This is a genomic window from Luteimonas pelagia (assembly GCF_054776035.1).
Genome location: NZ_BAAHCG010000002.1, coordinates 141,167 through 160,838 on the forward strand (window position 1 = coordinate 141,167; position 19,672 = coordinate 160,838).

Annotated in this window: 18 protein-coding genes; 8 read left to right on the forward strand and 10 right to left on the reverse strand. The window is 72.8% G+C overall.

All coding sequences use genetic code 11. From position 1 onward, the window contains the following. Nucleotides 1-10: 10 nt before the first annotated feature. A complete protein-coding gene (ahpF, locus tag ACYU7H_RS05710) occupies nucleotides 11-1,600 on the reverse strand; it encodes an alkyl hydroperoxide reductase subunit F (protein WP_460813956.1) in 1,590 nt (529 codons plus the stop codon). Nucleotides 1,601-1,807: 207 nt separating this feature from the next. After that, nucleotides 1,808-2,365, reverse strand: coding sequence for an alkyl hydroperoxide reductase subunit C (gene ahpC, locus ACYU7H_RS05715; protein ID WP_460813200.1), 558 nt, complete (start codon nucleotides 2,363-2,365; stop codon nucleotides 1,808-1,810). Nucleotides 2,366-2,554: 189 nt separating this feature from the next. Between ahpC and prmC the strand changes: the two genes are divergently transcribed. Beyond that, nucleotides 2,555-3,391 carry a peptide chain release factor N(5)-glutamine methyltransferase gene (gene prmC, locus ACYU7H_RS05720; protein WP_460813201.1) on the forward strand — a complete coding sequence of 279 codons (837 nt, stop codon included), beginning with the start codon at nucleotides 2,555-2,557 and terminating at the stop codon, nucleotides 3,389-3,391. 42 nt (nucleotides 3,392-3,433) lie between these two features. After that, nucleotides 3,434-4,378: a prolyl aminopeptidase gene (pip, locus tag ACYU7H_RS05725; protein WP_460813202.1), complete on the forward strand. Its 945-nt coding sequence runs from the start codon at nucleotides 3,434-3,436 to the stop codon at nucleotides 4,376-4,378. Here pip and ACYU7H_RS05730 read toward each other — a convergent pair whose 3' ends face one another. Genes ACYU7H_RS05730 through ACYU7H_RS05740 form a run of 3 tightly spaced genes read right to left on the reverse strand, consistent with a single transcriptional unit; the run spans nucleotide 4,379 to nucleotide 6,491 of the window. Further along, nucleotides 4,379-4,942, reverse strand: a complete 564-nt coding sequence (locus tag ACYU7H_RS05730; RefSeq protein ID WP_460813203.1) for an NUDIX hydrolase — start codon at nucleotides 4,940-4,942, stop codon at nucleotides 4,379-4,381. A 44-nt stretch (nucleotides 4,943-4,986) separates the two neighbouring features. Beyond that, entirely contained in the window at nucleotides 4,987-5,898 is a 912-nt protein-coding gene (locus ACYU7H_RS05735; RefSeq protein ID WP_460813204.1) for a 5'-3' exonuclease, read from the reverse strand. Nucleotides 5,899-5,906: 8 nt separating this feature from the next. Then, complete coding sequence (locus tag ACYU7H_RS05740; protein WP_460813205.1) at nucleotides 5,907-6,491, reverse strand: nitroreductase family protein; 585 nt, start codon at nucleotides 6,489-6,491, stop codon at nucleotides 5,907-5,909. Nucleotides 6,492-6,673: 182 nt separating this feature from the next. Between ACYU7H_RS05740 and ACYU7H_RS05745 the strand changes: the two genes are divergently transcribed. The 4 genes from ACYU7H_RS05745 (at nucleotide 6,674) to ACYU7H_RS05760 (ending at nucleotide 11,724) form a co-directional block, all read left to right on the forward strand. Beyond that, nucleotides 6,674-8,836 carry a DUF1631 family protein gene (locus ACYU7H_RS05745; RefSeq protein ID WP_460813206.1) on the forward strand — a complete coding sequence of 721 codons (2,163 nt, stop codon included), beginning with the start codon at nucleotides 6,674-6,676 and terminating at the stop codon, nucleotides 8,834-8,836. A gap of 61 nt (nucleotides 8,837-8,897) precedes the next feature. Next, a complete protein-coding gene (locus tag ACYU7H_RS05750) occupies nucleotides 8,898-10,028 on the forward strand; it encodes an NAD(P) transhydrogenase subunit alpha (RefSeq protein WP_460813207.1) in 1,131 nt (376 codons plus the stop codon). Continuing rightward, nucleotides 10,025-10,324 (forward strand): NAD(P) transhydrogenase subunit alpha part 2, encoded by a 300-nt coding sequence (locus ACYU7H_RS05755; protein ID WP_460813208.1) that lies wholly within the window; start codon nucleotides 10,025-10,027, stop codon nucleotides 10,322-10,324. Before ACYU7H_RS05750 ends, ACYU7H_RS05755 begins: the two co-directional genes overlap by 4 nt. After that, complete coding sequence (locus ACYU7H_RS05760; RefSeq protein ID WP_460813209.1) at nucleotides 10,321-11,724, forward strand: NAD(P)(+) transhydrogenase (Re/Si-specific) subunit beta; 1,404 nt, start codon at nucleotides 10,321-10,323, stop codon at nucleotides 11,722-11,724. Before ACYU7H_RS05755 ends, ACYU7H_RS05760 begins: the two co-directional genes overlap by 4 nt. 18 nt (nucleotides 11,725-11,742) lie before the next feature. Here ACYU7H_RS05760 and ACYU7H_RS05765 read toward each other — a convergent pair whose 3' ends face one another. Continuing rightward, nucleotides 11,743-12,159 carry a hypothetical protein gene (locus ACYU7H_RS05765; RefSeq protein ID WP_460813210.1) on the reverse strand — a complete coding sequence of 139 codons (417 nt, stop codon included), beginning with the start codon at nucleotides 12,157-12,159 and terminating at the stop codon, nucleotides 11,743-11,745. A gap of 119 nt (nucleotides 12,160-12,278) precedes the next feature. Here ACYU7H_RS05765 and sufT point away from each other — a divergent pair, with 119 nt between their 5' ends. Next, nucleotides 12,279-12,836: a putative Fe-S cluster assembly protein SufT gene (sufT, locus tag ACYU7H_RS05770; protein ID WP_460813211.1), complete on the forward strand. Its 558-nt coding sequence runs from the start codon at nucleotides 12,279-12,281 to the stop codon at nucleotides 12,834-12,836. A 23-nt stretch (nucleotides 12,837-12,859) separates the two neighbouring features. Here the strand turns inward: sufT and ACYU7H_RS05775 are convergent, their stop codons facing one another. Then, complete coding sequence (locus ACYU7H_RS05775; RefSeq protein ID WP_460813212.1) at nucleotides 12,860-15,703, reverse strand: winged helix-turn-helix domain-containing protein; 2,844 nt, start codon at nucleotides 15,701-15,703, stop codon at nucleotides 12,860-12,862. Nucleotides 15,704-16,137: 434 nt separating this feature from the next. On the opposite strand from ACYU7H_RS05775, the gene ACYU7H_RS05780 reads away from it, so the two are divergent. After that, on the forward strand, nucleotides 16,138-18,048 hold the full coding sequence (locus ACYU7H_RS05780) for a S8 family peptidase (protein WP_460813213.1): 1,911 nt from the start codon (nucleotides 16,138-16,140) through the stop codon (nucleotides 18,046-18,048). Nucleotides 18,049-18,165: 117 nt separating this feature from the next. Here the strand turns inward: ACYU7H_RS05780 and ACYU7H_RS05785 are convergent, their stop codons facing one another. The 3 genes from ACYU7H_RS05785 to wrbA are packed head-to-tail and all read right to left on the reverse strand — an operon-like array spanning nucleotide 18,166 to nucleotide 19,646. Beyond that, nucleotides 18,166-18,654 carry an asparaginase domain-containing protein gene (locus ACYU7H_RS05785; RefSeq protein ID WP_460813214.1) on the reverse strand — a complete coding sequence of 163 codons (489 nt, stop codon included), beginning with the start codon at nucleotides 18,652-18,654 and terminating at the stop codon, nucleotides 18,166-18,168. Between the two features lie 30 nt (nucleotides 18,655-18,684). Continuing rightward, nucleotides 18,685-19,059: a DUF2069 domain-containing protein gene (locus ACYU7H_RS05790; protein WP_460813215.1), complete on the reverse strand. Its 375-nt coding sequence runs from the start codon at nucleotides 19,057-19,059 to the stop codon at nucleotides 18,685-18,687. Further along, nucleotides 19,056-19,646, reverse strand: a complete 591-nt coding sequence (gene wrbA / locus ACYU7H_RS05795) for an NAD(P)H:quinone oxidoreductase (protein ID WP_460813216.1) — start codon at nucleotides 19,644-19,646, stop codon at nucleotides 19,056-19,058. The genes ACYU7H_RS05790 and wrbA overlap by 4 nt, the downstream gene beginning before the upstream one ends. Nucleotides 19,647-19,672 lie beyond the last annotated feature (26 nt).

The window sequence follows — 19,672 nt, forward strand, 5'->3', positions numbered from 1 at the left end:
TGGCGGGGTGTCAGGCGGCCTCGGCGACCGCGGCCTCGGCGGGTGCCGATGTCCGGATGAGGTGGTCGAAGGCCGACAGGGCCGCGGTCGAGCCGGCGCCCATCGCGATCACGATCTGCTTGTACGGCACCGTGGTCGCATCGCCGGCGGCGAACACGCCCGGCATCGAGGTCGCGCCGCGGTCGTCGATGACGATCTCGCCGCGCGGCGAGAGGTCGATCGCGCCGCGCAGCCACTCCGTGTTCGGCAGCAGGCCGATCTGCACGAACACGCCTTCCAGCGCGATCGTCCGCTCGCCGCCGCCCTTGCGGTCGCGGACGCGGATGCCTTCCACCTTCTGCCCGTTGCCGAGGACTTCCGTGGTCTGGCCGCCGGTGACCACCTCCACGTTCGGCAGGCTGCGCAACTTCCGCTGCAGGACCTCGTCCGCGCGCAGCGCGTCGTCGAATTCGACCAGGGTCACGTGCGCGACGATGCCGGCCAGGTCGATCGCCGCCTCGACGCCGGAGTTGCCGCCGCCGATCACCGCCACGCGCTTGCCCTTGAAGAGCGGGCCGTCGCAGTGCGGGCAATAGGCCACGCCGCGATTCCGGTAATCGGCCTCGCCGGGCACGCCCAGTTCGCGCCAGCGGGCGCCGGTCGCGAGCACGATCGAGCGCGCCCTCAGCGTCGCGCCACCCTCGAGCTCGATCGACACGAAGCCGTCGCGCCCGGCGGGCAGGAGCTTCGACGCGCGCTGCAGTTGCATCACGTCCACGTCGTGGTCACGCACGTGGCTTTCGAGCTGCGCGGCGAGCTTCGGGCCCTCGGTGTACGGCACCGAGGCGAAGTTCTCGATGCCCATGGTGTCCAGCACCTGCCCGCCGAAGCGTTCGGCGACCACGCCCGTGCGGATGCCCTTGCGCGCCGCGTAGATGGCCGCCGATGCGCCGGCCGGCCCGCCGCCGACGACGAGCACGTCGAACGGCGCCTTGCCGGCGAGTGCCTCGGCCTGGCGCGTCGCGGCCCCGGTGTCGATCCGCGACAGGATCTCCTCGACGGTCATGCGCCCCGTGCCGAACGCCTTGCCGTCCAGCAGCACGGTGGGCACCGACATCACCTCGCGCGCCTCGACCTCGTCGCGGAACAGCGCGCCGTCGATGGCCACGTGGCGGATGTTCGGGTTCAGCACGCCCATCAGGTTGAGCGCCTGGATGGTGTCCGGGCAGCTCTGGCACGACAGCGACATGAAGGTCTCGAAACGGAACGTGCCCTCGATGGCGCGCACCTGCGCGGCCAGCGCGTCGTCGATCTTCGGGGGATGGCCGCCGACCCACAGCAGCGCCAGCACCAGCGAGGTGAACTCGTGGCCGAGGGGAATGCCGGCGAACCGCACGTCGATGTCGGTGCCCTCGCGCACGATGGCGAACGACGGCTTGCGCGCGTCCGCGTCGTCGTCCCGGCGGTACGCGATGTGCGCGGACATGCCGGCGATCGCCTGCAGCAGCGCGTCGAGTTCGCGCGACTTGTCGCCGTCGTCGAGCGAGGCGACCAGTTCGATCGGCTGGACGACCTTCTCCAGGTACGCCTGCAGCTGCGCCCTGGTTTCCGTGTCGAGGATTTCCGTCTCTGGCATCGATGCCTCCGGGGGGAAAGGGCGGGGATCGCGGGATGAAGTCGCTTGCAGGAGCGGCCCGGACCGGGGGGAGGGAGCCGGTGGAGCCCGTGGGGGGACGGGAAGCCGGCACGCGGCCCGGGCCGCTGGTGCAAGCGGCCTCCGGGGAGACCGCCGTGCCGCGCGCGGATCGCTCCGCGCGCGGCGTCGGGGTCAGATCTTGCCGACCAGGTCGAGCGACGGCTTCAGCGTCTTCTCGCCTTCCTTCCACTTCGCCGGGCAGACCTCGCCCGGGTTCGCGGCGACGTGCTGGGCGGCCTTGATCTTGCGGACGAGGTCGTCGGCGTCGCGGCCGATGCCCTCGGCGGTGATCTCCACCGCCTGGATCACGCCCTCGGGATCGATCACGAAGGTGGCGCGGTCGGCCAGGCCCTGGCCTTCGCGCATCACGCCGAAGTTGTTGGTCACCAGGCCCGTCGGGTCGCCGATCATCGTGTAGCGGATCTTGCCGATCGACTCCGAGCTGTCGTGCCACGCCTTGTGCGAGAAGTGGGTGTCGGTCGAGACGCTGTAGATCTCCACGCCCATCTTCTGCAGTTCGTCCTGCTTGTCGGCCAGGTCCTCGAGCTCGGTCGGGCAGACGAAGGTGAAGTCGGCCGGGTAGAAGAAGACGACGGACCACTTGCCGAGCAGGTCGGCCTCGGACACCTCGCGGAACTTGCCGGCCTGGAACGCCTGGGCCTTGAAGGGCTTGATCCTGGAATTGATCATGGGGGTGCGCACTCCTGTGGGGTTGCGTGAAGAAAGCCCGCCGTCGCCGGCGGGCCAAGAAAGTCCGCATAGGGTAGGGAAACGAATCGATTGGATCAAATCGATAGGTTCCATTAATTGAATAGATGGCATCTATCGACCTGCTTCAAATCCGTTGCTGCCGCCGACTGACTTGCCCGCCCCCGAGTGATGAACCCCTGTCTCGACGACGTCCTGCGGCGCCTCCGCGCCGAACTGCCCGAATCCGGGGACGCCGAGTGCCTGCTCGCGCATGCCCTCGGGCGCGACCGTGGCTGGCTGTTCGCGCATGGCGACGCGGTCCTGGAGTCCGGTGAACTGGCGCGCATCGAGGCGCTGGCGGGCCGCCGCCGCGCGGGCGAGCCGGTCGCATACCTGACCGGCCGGCGCGGGTTCTGGTCGATGGACCTGGCGGTCGGGCCGGCGACGCTCGTGCCACGGCCGGAGACCGAACGGCTCGTCGAACTGGCGCTCGAACGGCTGCCCGCCGACCGGCTGGTCGACGTCGCCGACCTGGGGACCGGCAGCGGCGCGATCGCGTTGGCCATCGCGCACGAGCGGCCGCGGGCGCGCGTGGTCGCGACCGACGCGAGCGCGGCGGCGCTGGCGGTCGCGGCGCGCAATGCCACCGCGCTCGGGCTCGACGCATCGCGCGTCGCGTTCCTGCAGGGCGACTGGTGGCGGCCGCTGGGCGCGCGCCGGTTCGAGCTGGTGGCGAGCAATCCGCCGTACATCCCCGAGGGCGACCCCCACCTCGACCGCGGCGACCTGCGGTTCGAGCCACGCGATGCACTGGCGTCGGGCGCGGATGGGCTCGACGCCATCCGCGAGATCGTCGACGGCGCCCCCGCGCACCTCGTCGCAGGCGGCTGGCTCCTGCTCGAGCACGGCTTCGACCAGGGCGGTGCGGTCCGCCGGTTGATGGAAGCGCGCGGCATCGTCGAGGTCGACACGGCCCGCGATCTGGAAGGGCGCGACCGCGTGACGCTCGGCCGCATGCCGGGCTGACGGCCGCTAGACTGGGCGGCCGCTCCGAACGAAGGACCGCCCATGCGCAAGCTCTACCCGGAGATCGAGCCGTACGACAGCGGCGTCCTCGAGGTCGATTCGCGGCACAAGCTCCATTACGAGCAGTGCGGCAACCACGAGGGCAAGCCGGTCGTGCTGCTGCACGGCGGACCGGGCGGCGGCTGCAGCGACAAGATGCGCCGGTTCCACGACCCCGAGCGCTACCGGATCATCTTGTTCGACCAGCGCGGGGCGGGGCGCTCGACGCCGCACGCGGACCTCGTCGACAACACGACCTGGCATCTGGTCGAGGACATCGAGAAGCTGCGGGTGCACCTCGGCATCGAGCGCTGGCAGGTATTCGGCGGCAGTTGGGGGTCGACGCTCGCGCTGGCCTATGCGCAGTCCCACCCGAAGCGGGTGACCGAACTCGTCCTGCGCGGCATCTTCATGCTTCGCCGGTGGGAGCTGGAATGGTTCTACCAGGAAGGCGCGTCGAACCTGTTCCCGGACGCCTGGGAGCGCTACGTCGCGCCCATCCCGGAAGTCGAGCGTCATGACCTGATCTCCGCCTTCCACCGCCGCCTCACCGGCGGGGACGAGGCCGCGCAGCTCGACGCGGCGCGCGCCTGGAGCGTCTGGGAGGGCGCGACCAGCTTCCTGCGCATCGACGACGATTTCGCGACCAGCCATGCCGACGCGCGCTTCGCGCTGGCCTTCGCGCGCATCGAGAACCACTACTTCGTCAACGGCGGCTTCTTCGAGGTCGAGGACCAGCTGTTGCGCGACGCGGACCGGATCGCCGACATCCCGGGCGTGATCGTGCATGGGCGCTACGACGTGGTCTGCCCGCTGCGCAACGCCTGGGACCTGCACAAGGCCTGGCCCAAGGCGCAGTTGCTCATCACGCCGACCTCGGGGCATTCCGCGTTCGAGGCGGAGAACGTCGACGCGCTGGTCCGGGCGACGGACGCGTTCGCCGGCTGATCAGTCGGCCAGGGGCGTGCCGTCGGGCGCGCGCTCGAGCATCCACAGGCCTGCCCAGAGCTTCAGGTCCAGCGCATAGCCCTCGGCATGGCGCGCCATCAGCCAGGCCGGGGCGCGGGCGAGCGGCACCGCGTGCACGGTGATGTCCTCGGAGGCATCGCCGCCGCCCGGTCCGACCTTCTCGAGGTGGCGCGCGCGGACGAAGGCGACGCGCTCGTTGCTCATGCCCGAGGACGTCGGGCCAACCAGCAGGACGTCGACCTCGCGCGGGCGCCAGCCCGTTTCCTCCTCGAGCTCGCGGCGCGCGGCGGCCTCGAGGCTGTCCTCGCCGGGCTGGTCGCCGACCAGGCCCGCGGGCATCTCGATGGTGCGCGCGCCGACGGGCACGCGTTCCTGCTCCACGAACAGGACTTCGCCGGCCGGGGTCATCGCCAGGATGATCACCGCCATGCCGTCCGCATGCGTGCGCTCGGCGTACTCCCATCGGCCGCGGCGGCGCAGCCGCAGCCACTTGCCTTCGTACAGGGTCTCGGCCGGGCCGTCGTCGCGGGCGTCGTCGTGCATGCCGCGATGCTAGCGCGCGCCGCGTCGATGCGGCGCGCGCGGCGTCACGCGGGCTGGAACGCCAGCCCCGCGGCCTCGTGCAGGCGACGGCGCGTCATCGGCCCGAAGCGGAGGTGGTCGCAGACCGCGGCCATCGGCGGGTGGGTGCATTCGCCGCGCGCGAAGGCGCCGTCCGACCACGGGCCCAGCGGCGCATCGCAGGCGATGGTGGTCAGGCGGCGGCACAGGCGCGCCTGTTCGGCGTGCATGCGCAGTCGCGCCGCCGCCTGGGCAGCGCCGCGGAACCGGAGGAACGGCACCTCCTCGATGCGCGCGAGCAGCGCGTCGAGCGTGCCGAAATGCGCCAGCAGCGTGGCCGCCGTCTTCGGGCCGATGCCCGGCACGCCGGGGATGTTGTCGATCGCGTCGCCCGTCAGGGCGAGGTAGTCGGCGACCTGGTCGGCGCGCACGCCCATCCGCCCCCGGACGCCGTCCGCGTCCCATCTCTGCCCGCGCGCGAAATCCCACTGGACGTCGCCCGTGGCCAGCAACTGGGACAGGTCCTTGTCGGCCGACACGATGACCGCGCTTCGCCCGGCGCGGCGCGCGGCCAGCACCGCGCTGCCGATCAGGTCGTCCGCCTCGTACTCGCGATCGGCGAGCACGGCCAGCCCCAGCGCCCTGCACAGCGCCCGGCACTGCGCGAACTGGCGGCGCAGTTCCTCGGGCGCACTCTCCCGGTTGGCCTTGTAGGCCGGATACAGCCTGTTGCGGAAACACGAATCGAGGGCCTCGTCGAATGCGATGGCCACGTGCCGGGGGCGCGCCTGCTCGATGAGTTCGAGCAGGAAACGGGCGAAGCCGTGCACCGCGTTGGCCGGCCATCCGTCCGCGTCCACGAAGCGGTCGGCCGGCAGCGAGTGCCAGGCCCGGAAGACGTAGAGGCTCGCGTCGACGAGGTAGACGGGGGGCGCCATCGCCGCGCTCATTCCCGTGCCCCCGTCCAGTCGGACAGCAGCGTGGCCGGGTCCGGCCGGTCGCGCTCGGGCGCGTCCACGCACGGGGTGCCGAGATGGATGAACCCGGTGATCCGCTCGGCGGGCCCGATCCCCAGGGTGGCGCGGATGTCGTCGTCGTACGCCGCCCAGCCGGTCAGCCACTGCGCGCCGAAGCCGAACGACTGCGCGGCCTGGAGCAGGGCGAAGCACACGCACGACGCGGTGGAGAAGCGCTCGGTCCACGGGATCTTCTCGTCGGGCCCCGTCGCGGCGACCACCACCAGCACGAGCGGTGCATGGGAGAACCGCGAACGGGCCTTCTCCAGCACCGCATCAGAGGCCGCGGGATCACGCGCCAGGCTGCGCGCCGCGACACGCGCGCCGAGCGCATGCCGCGCATCGCCCGCGATGCGGATGAAACGGAAGGGCACGCGCCTGCCGTGGTCGGGTACCCGGACCGCCGCGGCGAGCATCGAGAGGAGGGTGGCATGGTCGGGTCCCGGCTCGCCCAGCTGGCGCGCTGGGGTGGAACGTCGGGCCCGGAGGCTGGCGGCGGGGTCGGGGTGCGGCAAGGCGGGGCTTCCGGTGGAGGGTGGGGGGCGGTCGATCCTGCCGCCCCTGCGCGCCCGGACTGCGAATCCGGTCACAAAAGAGCATAACCGCCCATTGCATGACCAAAGTTGCCACTATCCTCCAAGTCCTGTCAGTTCCCGCCGCGGATGGTCGCCAGGACGCGCCGCGATCGAGGTCGCCCATGCCAGGCCACGTGCTCGACACACTCCATGTGAAGCAACAGGATCCCGTGCAGGTGCTCGGCGAGCTCAAGCGGCTCGCGGTCGAGCAGCTCGGCTCCGTGCCCGGCGCGCTGTTCCAGCCGATCGAGGAAGCGTTGCACGCGATGGCGCGCAACGACCAGGCCGGTGGCCGGCAACTCGAACTCGCCGCACTGCTCCAACTGCGCCAGCGCGGCTCGGCGTACGTCATGCGCTACCGCCAGCTGGTCGCGCAGGGCTTCGACCAGTTCCGCGCGCTGCCCCTGTCCGCGCGCGCCGACGGCCTGCCCCTCGGCCTGGTCGAGGACAGGCAGCTCGACTACCACCTCGCCGGCCAGCGCCTCGCCGAATCGATCGGCAAGCGCTACGAGCAGCCGTTGAAGATGCTCGACGCGCGCATGGAATGCCTGTCGCGCGCGCTCGACCAGCCGCCGTCCTCGAACCCGATCGGCGCCGCACGCCTGGCGGGCGTGTTCATCAACACGTTCCGCGACGCCGAGCTGCCCGAGTCTCTGCGCCCGCTGCTGTTCCGCCAGTACGAGCACGCGCTGTCGGTGGTGCTCGGCGACCTGTACGGGCGCGTCAACACGCTGCTGTCGTCCGCCGGCTATGCCGCGGGCACCCGCGCGACCGGGACCGAGCAGCCCGCCGAACGCACCGTGCTGCCCGGCCCTTCGCGCATGGTGGCCGACGGCACCCCCGATGCCGGCGCGCGAAGGTCGCTCGGCGAACTGCGCGAGCGGCTCCACGCGTGGCGCAACGGCGTGCTCGATGGCTGCCAGACCGATGCCGACGCCGCGCCGGCGCGGCGCATGCCCGAGCGCCGCGCGCTGGGCGCCGCCGAGGTCGCGAGCGTCGCCTCGCTGCTGCAGGCGGATCCACCCGAGCCCTACGTGCGCGCCCTGGCGGGCGGCGGGCAGCTCGCGCAGGTCATCCGCGACCAGCTGTCCGATGGCGCGCGCCGGCTCGGCATCGATCCGGACCACACCCGGCTGGACGAGAACGAAGAAGACGCGATCGACCTGGTCGCGATGCTCTTCGAGTCGCTGTTCAGGACGCATGCGCTGCTCGACCGGTCGCGACGGCTGTACGCGCGGCTGGTCATGCCCTACCTGAAGGTCGCGCTGAAGGACGACGATCTCTTCCTGCGCCGGAACCACCCCGCGCGGCAGCTGCTGGACGCGATCACCGAGGCCTGCGAAGGGAACGACGGCATCAACGCGCTCGACCGCGAGCTGCTCGAGCGCGCGGCGGCGGCCTCGCAGCGGATCGTCGCCGACTACCAGGAAGACCTCGAGATCTTCCAGCTGGCGCACGCCGAGCTCGATGCGCTGCTGGACCAGCACCGCGCCCGCGCGCAGGCCGTGGAGCGCCGTGCGTCGGAGGCCGTGCACGGCCGCGAGCGACTGCTGCAGGCGCGCCTGCAGGCGGCCACGGCGCTGGGACGCCGCCTGGGTGCGGCGCCACTGACCGCCGCGGTCGGCGAGTTCCTCGTGCAGCACTGGCAGCACCACGTGGTGCAGGTGCTGCTGCGCGACGGCCTGGGTTCCGAACGCCACGGCGAGGCACTCGCACTGGGAGACGCGCTGGTCGACGTCGACCGCGCGGCGGCGCAGGCGCCCGGCGCCGCGGTCGCTGACCACCTGATCGCATTGCAGCCCGCGTTCGCGGACTGCCTGGCCAGCTCGGGCCTGGACGAACAGGCCGCGCACGACCTGTTCGCCGGCCTGGTGCGCGTGCTCGCCGACCCGGACGCGGAACGCATCCGGCACGACAATCCGCGGCCGCAGATCGCCGAGGACGAGCCGGATGCCGGCCACCTGGCGCTCGCCGGTGGCACCGACACGCTGGATTACGATCCCGCGGTGGCCGAGCGCATGCGCCGGCTCGTGCCCGGCGACTGGGTGCGGCTGCACGATGCCCAGGGCGAAGCCAGCTCGGCCAAGATCGCCTGGATCAGTCCGCTCACCGCGCGCTTCCTGCTGGTCAACCGCCGGGGCGTGCGCGTGCTGGTGGCATCGGCCGAGCAGCTCGCGGAGCTGTCCGCGGCCGGCCGCCTCGTCGTCGACGCGGAAGCCGCGCCGTTCGACGAGGCCATGCGGGCGGTGCACGCGCGCCTCGACCGGGCGGTGGGCCAGGACTGACCCCGCGTCCCATCCCCCGCGCGCGTTCGGCTAGGATGCGGCGGGCGGCGAGGGGAACGGCATGGCGGACGAAGCGAACACCGGTGGTGTCCGGATCGGCGTGGCGCGCGAGCGCCGGCCGGGCGAGCGCCGCATTCCCATCACCCCGGAAACCTGCCGGAAGCTGGTCGCCGCAGGCGCGCGGATCGCCATCGAAGAAGGCGCGGGCCGAGGCGCGGCGATCGACGACGACGCGCTCGCCGCGGCCGGCGCGGAACTGGTGCCGGACGCCGCCACCGCGTTCGAAGGCGCGGGCCTCGTGCTCTGCATCCATGCACCGCCGGCCGACGCCCTTGCGCGTGCCGCCGAAGGCGCGCTCGTCGTCGGGCAGTTCGACCCCGGGGACTCGCACGATGTCGCCGGGGTGGTCCGCGCGCGCGGGATGACCGTGTTCCCGCTGCAGCGCCTGCCGCGCACCACGCGCGCGCAGGCGATGGACGTGCTGAGCTCGCAGGCGGGCATGGCCGGCTACAAGGCGATGCTGCTCGCGGCCACGCTGGCGCCGCGCTTCTTCCCCATGCTGACGACCGCCGCCGGCACGATCCGCCCGTCGAAGGTCCTGGTCGTCGGCGCGGGCGTGGCGGGCCTGCAGGCGATCGCGACCGCGCGGCGCCTGGGCGCGCAGGTCGAGGGCTTCGACGTGCGCCCGGAGACGCGCGAGCAGATCGAGTCGCTCGGCGCGCGCTTCCTCGACCTGGGCGTCAGCGCGGCGGGCGAGGGCGGCTACGCGCGGCAGCTCACCGACGATGAGCGCGCCGCGCAGCAGCGCGCGCTCGCCGAGCACCTGAAGTCGGTCGACGTGGTGGTCACCACCGCCGCCGTGCCCGGCCGGCCGGCGCCCCGCATCGTGAGCGACGCGATGGTGGCGGGCATGCGGTCCGGCAGCGTGGTCGTCGACCTGGCTGCGGAATCCGGCGGCAACTGCGAGAGCACGCGCGCGGGCGAGACGGTCGTGGTGCACGGCGTCACCGTCGCCGGCCCGCGCGACCTCGCGTCGATGGGCGCGGTGCACGCCAGCGAGATGTTCGCGCGCAACCTGATGAACTTCGTCCTGCCGATGCTCGGCGCGGACGGACTCGACGTGGACTGGAACGACGACCTGGTCGCCGCGACGGCCTGGCCCCCGCGCGACGCGGAAGGAGGTGGCGCATGACCGACGGAACGCTGCTGATGCTCTACATCTTCATGCTGGCCGCGATCGCGGGCCACGTGATCATCTCGCGCGTGCCGGTGATCCTGCACACGCCATTGATGTCGGGCAGCAACTTCATCCACGGCATCGTGCTTGTCGGCGCGATGGTCGTGCTCGGCCACGCGGACACCACGCTGGAGAAGGCGATCGGATTCGTGGCGGTGCTGCTGGGCGCGGGCAACGCCGCGGGCGGCTACGTCGTCACCGAGCGGATGCTGGAGATGTTCAAGTCCAACAGGCCGGGGGCGACGCGATGAGCGGCGGGGCGTGGGGCTGGCTGCCCTGGCTCGTCGCCACCGCCTATTTCGTCGCCGCCACGCTGTTCCTGCTCGGCCTGCAGCGCATGGCCTCGCCGCGCACGGCGCGCAGCGGCATCCAGTGGGCCGGCCTGGGCATGCTGCTGGCCACCGCCGCGACGTTCGCGCTGCCTGGGCTGCACAATCTCGGCCTGATCGCGATCGCGCTGGTGACCGGCACGGTCCTCGCGTGGGTGTCCGGCAAGCGCGTGCCGATCACCGACATGCCGCAGATGGTCGCGCTGTACAACGGCATGGGCGGTGGTTCCGCGGCAGCGATCGGTGCGGTCGAACTGCTGCGCTTCTCCGCCGCCGGGGCCGCGCCGTCGCGCGTGGTGCTGGTGCTGGCGGCGCTCGGCGCGCTGATCGGTGCCGTCTCCCTCTCCGGCTCGGTCATCGCGTGGGCGAAGCTCGACGGGCGCATGGACAAGCGTTACGCGTTCCCCGGGCAGCAGGTGTTCAACGCGCTGGTGTTCCTCGCCACGCTCGCCCTCGGCGCGTTCGCGCTGCAGTCGCTCGGCATGCCGTGGATCGTCGGGTTCCTGGTCGCCGCGCTCGCGCTGGGGGTGCTGATGACGCTGCCCATCGGCGGCGCGGACATGCCGGTGGTGATCTCGCTCTACAACGCGATGACCGGCCTGGCCGTCGCGTTCGAGGGCTACGTGCTCGGCAACGAGGCGCTGGTGATCGCCGGCACCATGGTCGGCGCGGCCGGCCTGCTGCTGACGCGGCTGATGGCGCGGGCGATGAACCGGCCGATCCGCAACGTGCTGTTCGGCAGTTTCGGCGGGGGCGGGCAGGGGCAGGCCATCGAGGGCAGCCAGAAGCCGATCGAGGCCGGCGACGTCGCGGCGATGATGGCCTATGCCGAACGCGTGGTCGTCGTGCCCGGCTACGGCATGGCCGTCGCCCAGGCGCAGCACAAGATCTGGGAGCTCGCGCAGAAGCTGGCCGAGCGCGGGGTCAAGGTGAAGTTCGCGATCCATCCCGTCGCCGGGCGCATGCCCGGGCACATGAACGTGCTGCTCGCCGAGGCCGGCGTGCCCTACGACCTCATCGCGGACATGGACGACATCAACCCCGAGTTCGCCACCACCGACGTGGCGCTGGTGATCGGCGCCAACGACGTCGTGAACCCGGTGGCGAAGACCGATCCGTCCTCGCCCATCCATGGGATGCCGATCCTGGACGTGGTGGACGCGCGCAACGTGGTGGTGATCAAGCGCGGCCGGGGCACCGGTTTCGCCGGCATCGAGAACGCGCTGTTCTACGCCGACAACACCCGCATGCTCTACGGCGACGGCGCGGAGATGGCCGGGGCGCTGGTGTCGGAGCTCAAGGCGCTCGACGGCGGCCACTGAGCCGCGGCGGCATGTCCGTCAGCGCGACGCGATCGCCGCGATCGCCACGCCCGCCAGGAGCCACCCCGCGTCCAGCGCGCTGTTGCCCAGCCGCGCCATCAGCCAGGCCAGCGAGGGGCCGAGCTTGGCCGCGGAGGTGATCGGATCGAGGCCCAGCGGCACGCCGACCTGCGTGGCGACGATGCCCCAGTTCGCCAGCAGGATCATCAGCACGGTCGCGCCCGTGCCCCAGGCGGCCCGGCGCCAGCCGGGCGCCATCCCGCCCAGGCGCAGCAGCAGCGCCGCGTCGAGCGCGGCCAGGACCGCCATCCAGCCGCACATCCGGCCCGTGAGCGCGCCGAGTGCGATCCATCCGGCCGCGAAGCCGGCCACGCCCAGGGCCAGCAGCGGCAGGGCGAACCGGCCCTGGGGGCGATGGGGGAGCGGAGTGGTCATCCGGGGGGGTGGGCTCGAAGGGCCGCACAGCATAGTGCGTCGCCGCCGCCGGCTCGCGGGGCGGGGACGGACGCCCCGTTACAATGCGTCCCGCTCCCGTCGAAACGCGCACGTCCCCCATGTATTCCCGCAGCAGCGAACCGGTGCGCTTCGAGCGCGATTGCGACGTCGTCCTGGTGCCGCAGGGCGACGCCGTGACCCTGCCCGCGGGCAGCATCGGCTACATCACCCAGGCGCTGGGCGGCAGCTGGACGGTGTTCGTGGAGGGCAACCTGTTCCGCGTGGCCGGCCGCGACGGGGACGCGATCGGCAAGGAGCCGCCGGCCCCGATCGAACTGCCGGAGGGCGCGGGCGACGCGGAGATCGAGCGACTGGTCTGGTCGCAGTTGCGCACCTGCTTCGACCCGGAGATCCCGATCAACATCGTCGACCTGGGGCTCGTCTACGAGGCGACGGTGAAGCCGGACGCGGCGCGCGACGGTGCGCGGATGGTGGAAGTCCGGATGACGCTCACCGCGCCCGGCTGCGGCATGGGCGAGATCCTGGTCGACGACGTCCGCAGCAAGCTGGAGCTGATCCCGACCGTGGCGGAGGCGGATGTCGAACTCGTCTTCGATCCGCCGTGGAACCGCTCGATGATGTCCGAGGCCGCGCGGCTCGAGACCGGGATGCTCTGACCGCCGAGGCGGCGCGGCCTGCGTCAGTCCGGCAATGCGACCTCGGCCTGCGCCAGGGGCGCGCGCACGCGCGATGCGGCATCGAACAGCCAGTCGAGGCTGGCGCCCCGGAGGCCGCGGGACGCCAGCAGGCCGTCGCGCGCGCATGGCCGGTCATCGCCCTCGCGCGGCAGCAGGGCATGGGTCTCCACCTGCGCCACCACGTCGCCGCGCGCATGCGCGGCCGCGTGCACCGCGCGCAAGCGCGCATGGGCGGCGTCGGCGTCCCCGCGCCCCAACTCGACGGCGGCGGCGGCCTGTTCGATGCGACTGGTCAGCAGCCACGCGTCTTCCGGCGTGTGTGCTCGGGCCGCGTCGAGGTGCGCCTGCGCGGCGTCCCAGTCGCCACGCGCGGTGCGGGTCTCGGCCAGGCCGACGTCGGCCAGCGCGACCATCCACCGGTAGCCGGCGGCCCGCGCGGGTTCGCGCGCGGCGCGGAAGAGCGGTTCGGCGCGCGCGGGCGCGCCCGCGCGCGACCACAGGTAACCCAGCTGCAGCGTCGTCCACCAGGCGTCCGGTCCGTCCGCCACGTCCGTCCGTTCCCCCAGCGGCTCCAGGTGCGCGAGGGCCGCGGCGCGATCGCCGGCCAGCAGGTCGATCCAGGCGGTCCCGAGCGCCACCATGTCGCGGTGCTCGGGCAGGTCGGGCGCGCCGCACGTGCGAAGCGATTCGCGTGCCTTCGCGAGCCGCCCCTGCTGCGCGTGCAGGTCGGCCCGCGCGCACGCCAGGCGCGCGACCGTCAGGCGGGGCACGTCCGGCCCACGCGCGGCGCCGTCGAGCAGGGCCATGGCGCGCCCGAACTCCCCGCGCGTGGCGGCGAGGAACGCGGCGTACTCCTCGACCTGCACCGCGCCCTCGCCCTGTAGCGCGCCGTCGCGCAGCTGGCGGATGCGCTCGTCCGCGCTGCGCAGGTCGGCGGCCAGCACGTCGTCGGCGAGCAGGTCCAGGCCGAGCTGCTCCAGCCACAGCGGGTTCTCGGCCTTGGTGGCGACGGTCACCGCCTCCTCCAGCCGCGCGCGGTAGCGGTCGTGGCGGCCGGCCATGTAGTGGGCGAGGGCCGCGTTGCGCAGCAGGTCGATCTCGATCCCGAGGTAGCCGCCCGCGCGGGCTTCGGCCAGCAGCGTCTCCAGCACGTCGCCATCCGCCTCGGCGGGGTCGACGTAGGTCCCGCCGACGTAGCGGGCGAACATCGCGTTGACCGGGCTGCCGGCGAGTTCGAACTGGCGCGCGGCCTGTTCGAACAGGCTCGCGTCGGCCTGCTCGCCGCGCAGGGCCTGGTCCACCTGCGCCAGGGCCAGCAAGACCTGGCCGTGCTCGCGCGCCCAGCCCGGGCCCGCCTCCCTGGCCAGTCGCAGCGCGCCCACCGCCGCTTCCCGGGCGCGCTCGAGGTCGCCCAGCCCGAAGTGGCCCTGCGCGGTCGCCAGGTAGTGCTCGATGCGCACCGCCGAAGGCTGGCGACGCCAGACCGGGCGGGCGAGGACGTCGAGCGCCTCCTGCGACCGGCCTGCGTCGGCCAACAGCGCGGCCATGCGCAGGGCGAAGTCATGCCGGTGCGGGTAGTCCGCCGACAGCGTGCCGAAGGCCTCGGCGGCCGACAGCGTGCGCCGCGGGTCCAGCGCGAGCAGCTGGGCGGCGAGCACGGGCCGGGCCGCCTCCGGGACCTGCCCTGGCACGGCCTCCATCGCGTCGACCTGGTCGCGGGCCGCCAGGCTCTGGCCCATGCGCATCCGGGCGTCGGCCAGTTGCAGGCGGGCGGGCGGGAAACCGGGTGCGTGCCGCACGACGCTGGCCAGCTGGTCGGCCGCCGCCGGCCAGGCACGCGCCTCGTAGGCGTCGTAGGCGTCCGCATAGGTGCGCGCGGCATCGGGGGAGATGTCCAGCGGCCCCCATGCCCCCGCGGCGCTGGCGGGCGCCACCGCGTCGACGACCGCCTGCGAGAGGGCGTCGACCAGCGCGGGCATCTCGCCCGGAGGGCCGCGGCGCTCGAACTGGCGGCTCTGCGCGCCGTGGCCGACGCGCGCGCGGATGAACATGTCGCCCGTGCCTGCGACCGTGCCGGAGGACACCAGCACAAGGTGGGGCGTGCCCGCGACCGTGCCCGAGGCCAGGTGCGCTTCGCTCAGCCGCACCACGCCGGGCGAGAGGTCCAGCTTCCAGGCCAGCCAGGCATGGAGCAGGCGCGCGGGCCAGGTGTCGTCGGCGGGGGCGGCATCGTCCCCCACGCCGATGAGCGCGACTTCCGCGGGGGCGGTCGCGGCGACCGCGGCGGTGCCGCCCTCCGGCCCGCCGCGCCAGGCGAGGCCGACCAGGCCGGCGCAGAGCGCCCCCGCGAGGACGAGGCCCGCGGCCATCCGCGGGATGCGAGGAGCGGCTTGCCCGCGACGTCGGGAAACTTCGGCCGGGCGGGTGGCGCCAGGCGCGTCGCCGTCGGCCGCAGCGCGGTCGACCGGTGTCCGGGGCGTGGCCGTTGCGACGCGCCCTTCAGGCGCGTTGCCGGCGCCCGTCGCGGCGAGCGGGACGATGGCGGTCGGGGGCTCGAAGACGTAGCCGGACTTCGAGACGGTGCGGATCCAGTGGCGTCGCTGCGGGCCAAGCGCCTTGCGCAGCATCCACACGCTCTGCGAGAGGTTCGCGTCCTCGACCACCACGCCGGGCCACAGGCGCCGGAACAGGTCGGCGCGGCCGTGCAGCACGTGTGGTTCCTCGAGGAACAGCTGCAGCAGGTCGAACATCCGCTGCGGGAGTTCGGACTGGCCGTCCGGACGGATCACGCGCCGATAGCGCAGGTCGACCACCAGGTCGCCCACCTGCAGGCGCGATGCGTCCACCCCGGGGGGCGTGGACCGGGGTCGGGTTGGCGTGCTCAACGGCAGTCCCCTCAGTCTCCGCCCGGATGCTAGCGCGGTTGGCCGGGGACGGCCGACTCGGCATGCAGGAACGGTGAGGATGCCGCGGAGCGGGCACGCGCCAGACGTTCGAAATGTGACATGCGTCACGAAAAGAGCCGCATTTGAGATTTTTTTGAGGCACCCGGAGAAGCATCGCGGTGGAACTGTCGCCTACACCGGGGGGACACGGTCGCAGGAAGGACCGTGCACGCAGGACCGGGCCGCCCCGTGCGGCCGGTCCGGCTCCGCCAGGTCCGCGGCCGGGGACCGGGGCCGGCATCCAGGAGAGGGGATGCGGCACCCGCCGGCAGGCGGTCCCTCAGGGGGGCGGGGACACATCAACTGGACGTTTACCTACTCGTGGGGGTTTCTCAATGTCATCTGCCAGCCAGTCGTGGCTGCGGCGCCATCCGCTCGCCGCCGCCACCGCCTGCGTCGTCGCTGTTTCCACCTTCGGCGCCAGCGCCGCGGAAGCGGCCGAACTGCTGCGCGCGCGCGGCGCGCCGATCCAGGGCCAGTACATCGTGGTCCTGAAGGAGGACGCCGCGGCACTCGCCAATGAATACGGGATCCACGCCGGCGTGAGCCGCGCGCAGGTCCCGGACGTCGCCCGGAACATGGCGCGCGCGCACGGCGCCACCGTCGTGCATGCGTACCGCAACGCCCTGCGCGGCTTCTCGGTACGCGCCAACGGCCGGGCCCTGGAGCGCCTGCTCGCCGATCCGCGCGTGGCCTACGTCGAAGAGGACGGCCTCGTCAGCATCGACGCGACCCAGAGCAACGCGACCTGGGGCCTGGACCGCATCGACCAGGCGAACCTGCCGCTCAGCGGGACGTACACCTACAACACGACGGCCTCGGGCGTGCATGCCTACATCGTCGACACGGGCGTGCTCGCCAGCCACAACGATTTCGGCGGCCGCGTCGGCAACGGCTACACCGCGATCAGCGACGGCAACGGCACCAGCGACTGCAACGGCCACGGCACGCACGTGGCGGGCACCGTCGGTGGCGCGACGTGGGGCGTCGCCAAGGGCGTCACCCTGCACCCGGTCCGCGTGCTCGGCTGCTCCGGTTCGGGCTCGAACTCCGGCGTGATCGCCGGCATGGACTGGGTCGCCAGCAACCACGTCAAGCCGGCCGTGGCCAACATGAGCCTGGGCGGCGGTGCCTCGCAGGCGACCGACGACGCGGTCGCGCGCATGCACAACGCCGGCGTCACCGTGGTCGTGGCCGCGGGCAACGACAGCGGCAACGCGTGCAGCTACTCGCCGGCCCGCGCCGCGGTGGCGATCACCGTCGGTTCGACGACGAACACCGACGCGCGCTCGTCGTTCTCGAACTACGGCAGCTGCCTGGACATCTTCGGCCCGGGTTCGTCGATCACCTCGGCCTGGTACACCAGCAACTCGGCGACCAACACGATCAGCGGCACGTCGATGGCGTCCCCGCACGTGGCGGGCGTCGCCGCGCTGTACCTGGCCGCGAATCCGTCGGCCACCCCGACGCAGGTCACCTCCGCCATCCTCGGCGGCGCGACCCCGAACAAGGTGACCAACCCCGGTTCCGGCTCGCCCAACCTGCTGCTCAACTCGCTGTTCAACGGCGGTGGCGGTGGCGGCGGCGGTGGTGGCGGCGTCACCGACCTGCAGAACGGCGTACCGGTCTCCGGCCTGTCCGGGGCATCGGGTTCGGAGGTCTTCTACAAGATCGCCGTGCCTTCCGGCGCCACCAACCTGTCGATCGTGACCAGCGGCGGCAGCGGCGACGCCGACCTGTACGTGCGCCAGGGCTCGCAGCCGACCACCAGCGCCTATGACTGCCGCCCGTACAAGAGCGGCAACAACGAGACCTGCACGTTCGCCACGCCGCAGTCCGGCGACTGGTACGTGATGCTGCGCGGCTACAGCAGCTACTCCGGCATGACGCTGACCGCCAGCTTCACCGCCGGCGGCGGTGGTGGCGGCGGCGGCGCGCCGTGCACCGGTTGCACGCTGTACACGGGTTCGCTCACGGGCAACGGCGACTACGACGTCCAGCCCGAAGGGAACTACTACTACAGCGCGTCCGGCACGCACCAGGGCTGGCTCGAGGGGGCCTCCGGCACCGACTTCGACCTGCGGCTGTACCGCTGGAACGGGTCCGCCTGGAGCCAGGTCGCCAGCTCGCTGTCGTCGGGATCGAGCGAGTCGATCAGCTACAACGGCAGCGCCGGCTACTACTACTGGCGCGTGGAGTCGTACTCGGGCAGCGGGAACTACAGCTTCTGGCTGACCCGCCCGTAAGGACGCCTGCCACAGGGACGTGCAATGTGCAGCAGGCAGCGTGGCCCCTCCGGGGGCCACGCTTTTTTCTTTCCTGCGTGACGACGGCGGGACGGCCCGCGTCGTGCCCGGGCAGGCTCAGCCGGTGGCCTCGAACCGGTTCGCCGCCACGTTCTTGCGCACGCGGGCGGGATCCCAGATCCGGCCGTTCATGGCGATGTAGACGCCGGGCGGGAGCGTCTGCACGGCGCCGACCGCGGTACCGATGTTGAATTCCGCGTCCGAACCGCGGAAGCGCGCCGGGTTGAGCGCACCCGTCAGCACGATGGTCTTGCCGGGAATGGTCGCCAGCACGCGCGCGGTGTCGACCATGCTGTCGGTGCCATGGGTGACCAGCACGTGGCGCGCCGCCTGTGCCTCGACCGTCGCGCGGACCAGCTCGCGGTCCGCATCGTCCAGGTGCAGCGAATCCTTGCGCAGGATCGGGACGACCGTGAACCGGAACGCGACGCCGAGTTCCTCGAGGATCCGGCCGATCTGCGGCTCGCCGACCTGGAAGTCGGACTTGTCGTCGAAGTAGACCTTGTCGATCGTGCCGCCGGTGGTGACGACGCAGAGATGGTCCATGGCGTGCGCGGGGTGTGCGGGAGCGCGCGATTATAGGCCGCGCCGCCCCGCGTCCCGTGACCGCGAGCGGGCACGCAACGCCGGTAGGGTCACGGCGAACAGCACCGCGAGCGACAGCGCGACCGCGCCCAGCGCGAAAAGTGCTTCGGCGGGGCGGCTCCAGGCGACCATGACACCGTGGCTGAACCAGCCCAGCGACAGCACCGCCGCCCAGAAGGGCGCGCGGCCCGCGCCGCGCCGCGCGACCGTCCGCGCCGCGAGCAGCAGTGGCGGCAGGGCGAACACGACGATCGCCACCACGTCCGACCGCATCCCGAACCAGGCGACGTAGAGGGCCGCCAGCGCCGCCAGTGCGGCGGCCACGCGGCGACCGCGCGGCGGCTCGCCGTCGGGGCGTGCGCTCATGCCAGCCGCGCCGCCAGCATCGCCACGCGCCGGCCGAGCGCGCGCGCCAGCACGGCCTCGTCGGGCGAGGGCTCCGGATCGTCGCGCGCGCCCGCGAAGTGGCTCGCACCGTAGGGCGTGCCACCGCCCTGGGTGCGGTGCAGCGCCGGTTCGGTGTAGGGAATCCCGGCGATGACGCAGCCGTGGTGAAGCAGCGGCACCATCATCGACAGCAGGGTCGCCTCCTGGCCGCCATGCATGGTCGCGGTCGAGGTGAAGACGCCGGCCGGCTTGCCGACCAGGGTGCCGCTGGCCCATTCGCCGCCGAGGCCGTCGATGAAGTGCTTGAGCGGCGCGGCCATGTTGCCGAACCGCGTCGGGCTGCCGAGCAACAGGCCCGCGCACTCGGCCAGGTCCTCGCGCAGGACGTAGGGCGCGCCCGATTCCGGCTCCGGCGGCGCCGCGACCTCGGTGGCGGGGGCGACCGGCGGGACGGTGCGCACGCGCGCGGCCATCCCCTCGACCTCGCCCACGCCGCGCGCGACGTGGCGCGCCAGGTTGGCCACCGAACCGCCGCGGCTGTAGTACAGGACGAGGATCTCGCGCATCGCGGCAGGATAGCCGACGCCCGCGT

Excerpts from the sequence above, each read along its gene's own strand:
- ACYU7H_RS05760 (WP_460813209.1), top strand. The coding sequence starts at position 10,321 with ATGAGCGGCGGGGCGTGGGGCTGGCTGCCCTGGCTCGTCGCCACCGCC.
- ACYU7H_RS05790 (WP_460813215.1), bottom strand. The coding sequence starts at position 19,059 with ATGAGCGCACGCCCCGACGGCGAGCCGCCGCGCGGTCGCCGCGTGGCC.
- prmC (WP_460813201.1), top strand. The coding sequence starts at position 2,555 with ATGAACCCCTGTCTCGACGACGTCCTGCGGCGCCTCCGCGCCGAACTG.
- ahpC (WP_460813200.1), bottom strand. The coding sequence starts at position 2,365 with ATGATCAATTCCAGGATCAAGCCCTTCAAGGCCCAGGCGTTCCAGGCC.
- ACYU7H_RS05780 (WP_460813213.1), top strand. The coding sequence starts at position 16,138 with ATGTCATCTGCCAGCCAGTCGTGGCTGCGGCGCCATCCGCTCGCCGCC.
- ACYU7H_RS05765 (WP_460813210.1), bottom strand. The coding sequence starts at position 12,159 with ATGACCACTCCGCTCCCCCATCGCCCCCAGGGCCGGTTCGCCCTGCCG.
- ACYU7H_RS05730 (WP_460813203.1), bottom strand. The coding sequence starts at position 4,942 with ATGCACGACGACGCCCGCGACGACGGCCCGGCCGAGACCCTGTACGAA.
- ACYU7H_RS05735 (WP_460813204.1), bottom strand. The coding sequence starts at position 5,898 with ATGGCGCCCCCCGTCTACCTCGTCGACGCGAGCCTCTACGTCTTCCGG.
- ACYU7H_RS05755 (WP_460813208.1), top strand. The coding sequence starts at position 10,025 with ATGACCGACGGAACGCTGCTGATGCTCTACATCTTCATGCTGGCCGCG.
- ACYU7H_RS05745 (WP_460813206.1), top strand. The coding sequence starts at position 6,674 with ATGCCAGGCCACGTGCTCGACACACTCCATGTGAAGCAACAGGATCCC.
- pip (WP_460813202.1), top strand. The coding sequence starts at position 3,434 with ATGCGCAAGCTCTACCCGGAGATCGAGCCGTACGACAGCGGCGTCCTC.
- ACYU7H_RS05750 (WP_460813207.1), top strand. The coding sequence starts at position 8,898 with ATGGCGGACGAAGCGAACACCGGTGGTGTCCGGATCGGCGTGGCGCGC.
- wrbA (WP_460813216.1), bottom strand. The coding sequence starts at position 19,646 with ATGCGCGAGATCCTCGTCCTGTACTACAGCCGCGGCGGTTCGGTGGCC.
- ACYU7H_RS05785 (WP_460813214.1), bottom strand. The coding sequence starts at position 18,654 with ATGGACCATCTCTGCGTCGTCACCACCGGCGGCACGATCGACAAGGTC.
- sufT (WP_460813211.1), top strand. The coding sequence starts at position 12,279 with ATGTATTCCCGCAGCAGCGAACCGGTGCGCTTCGAGCGCGATTGCGAC.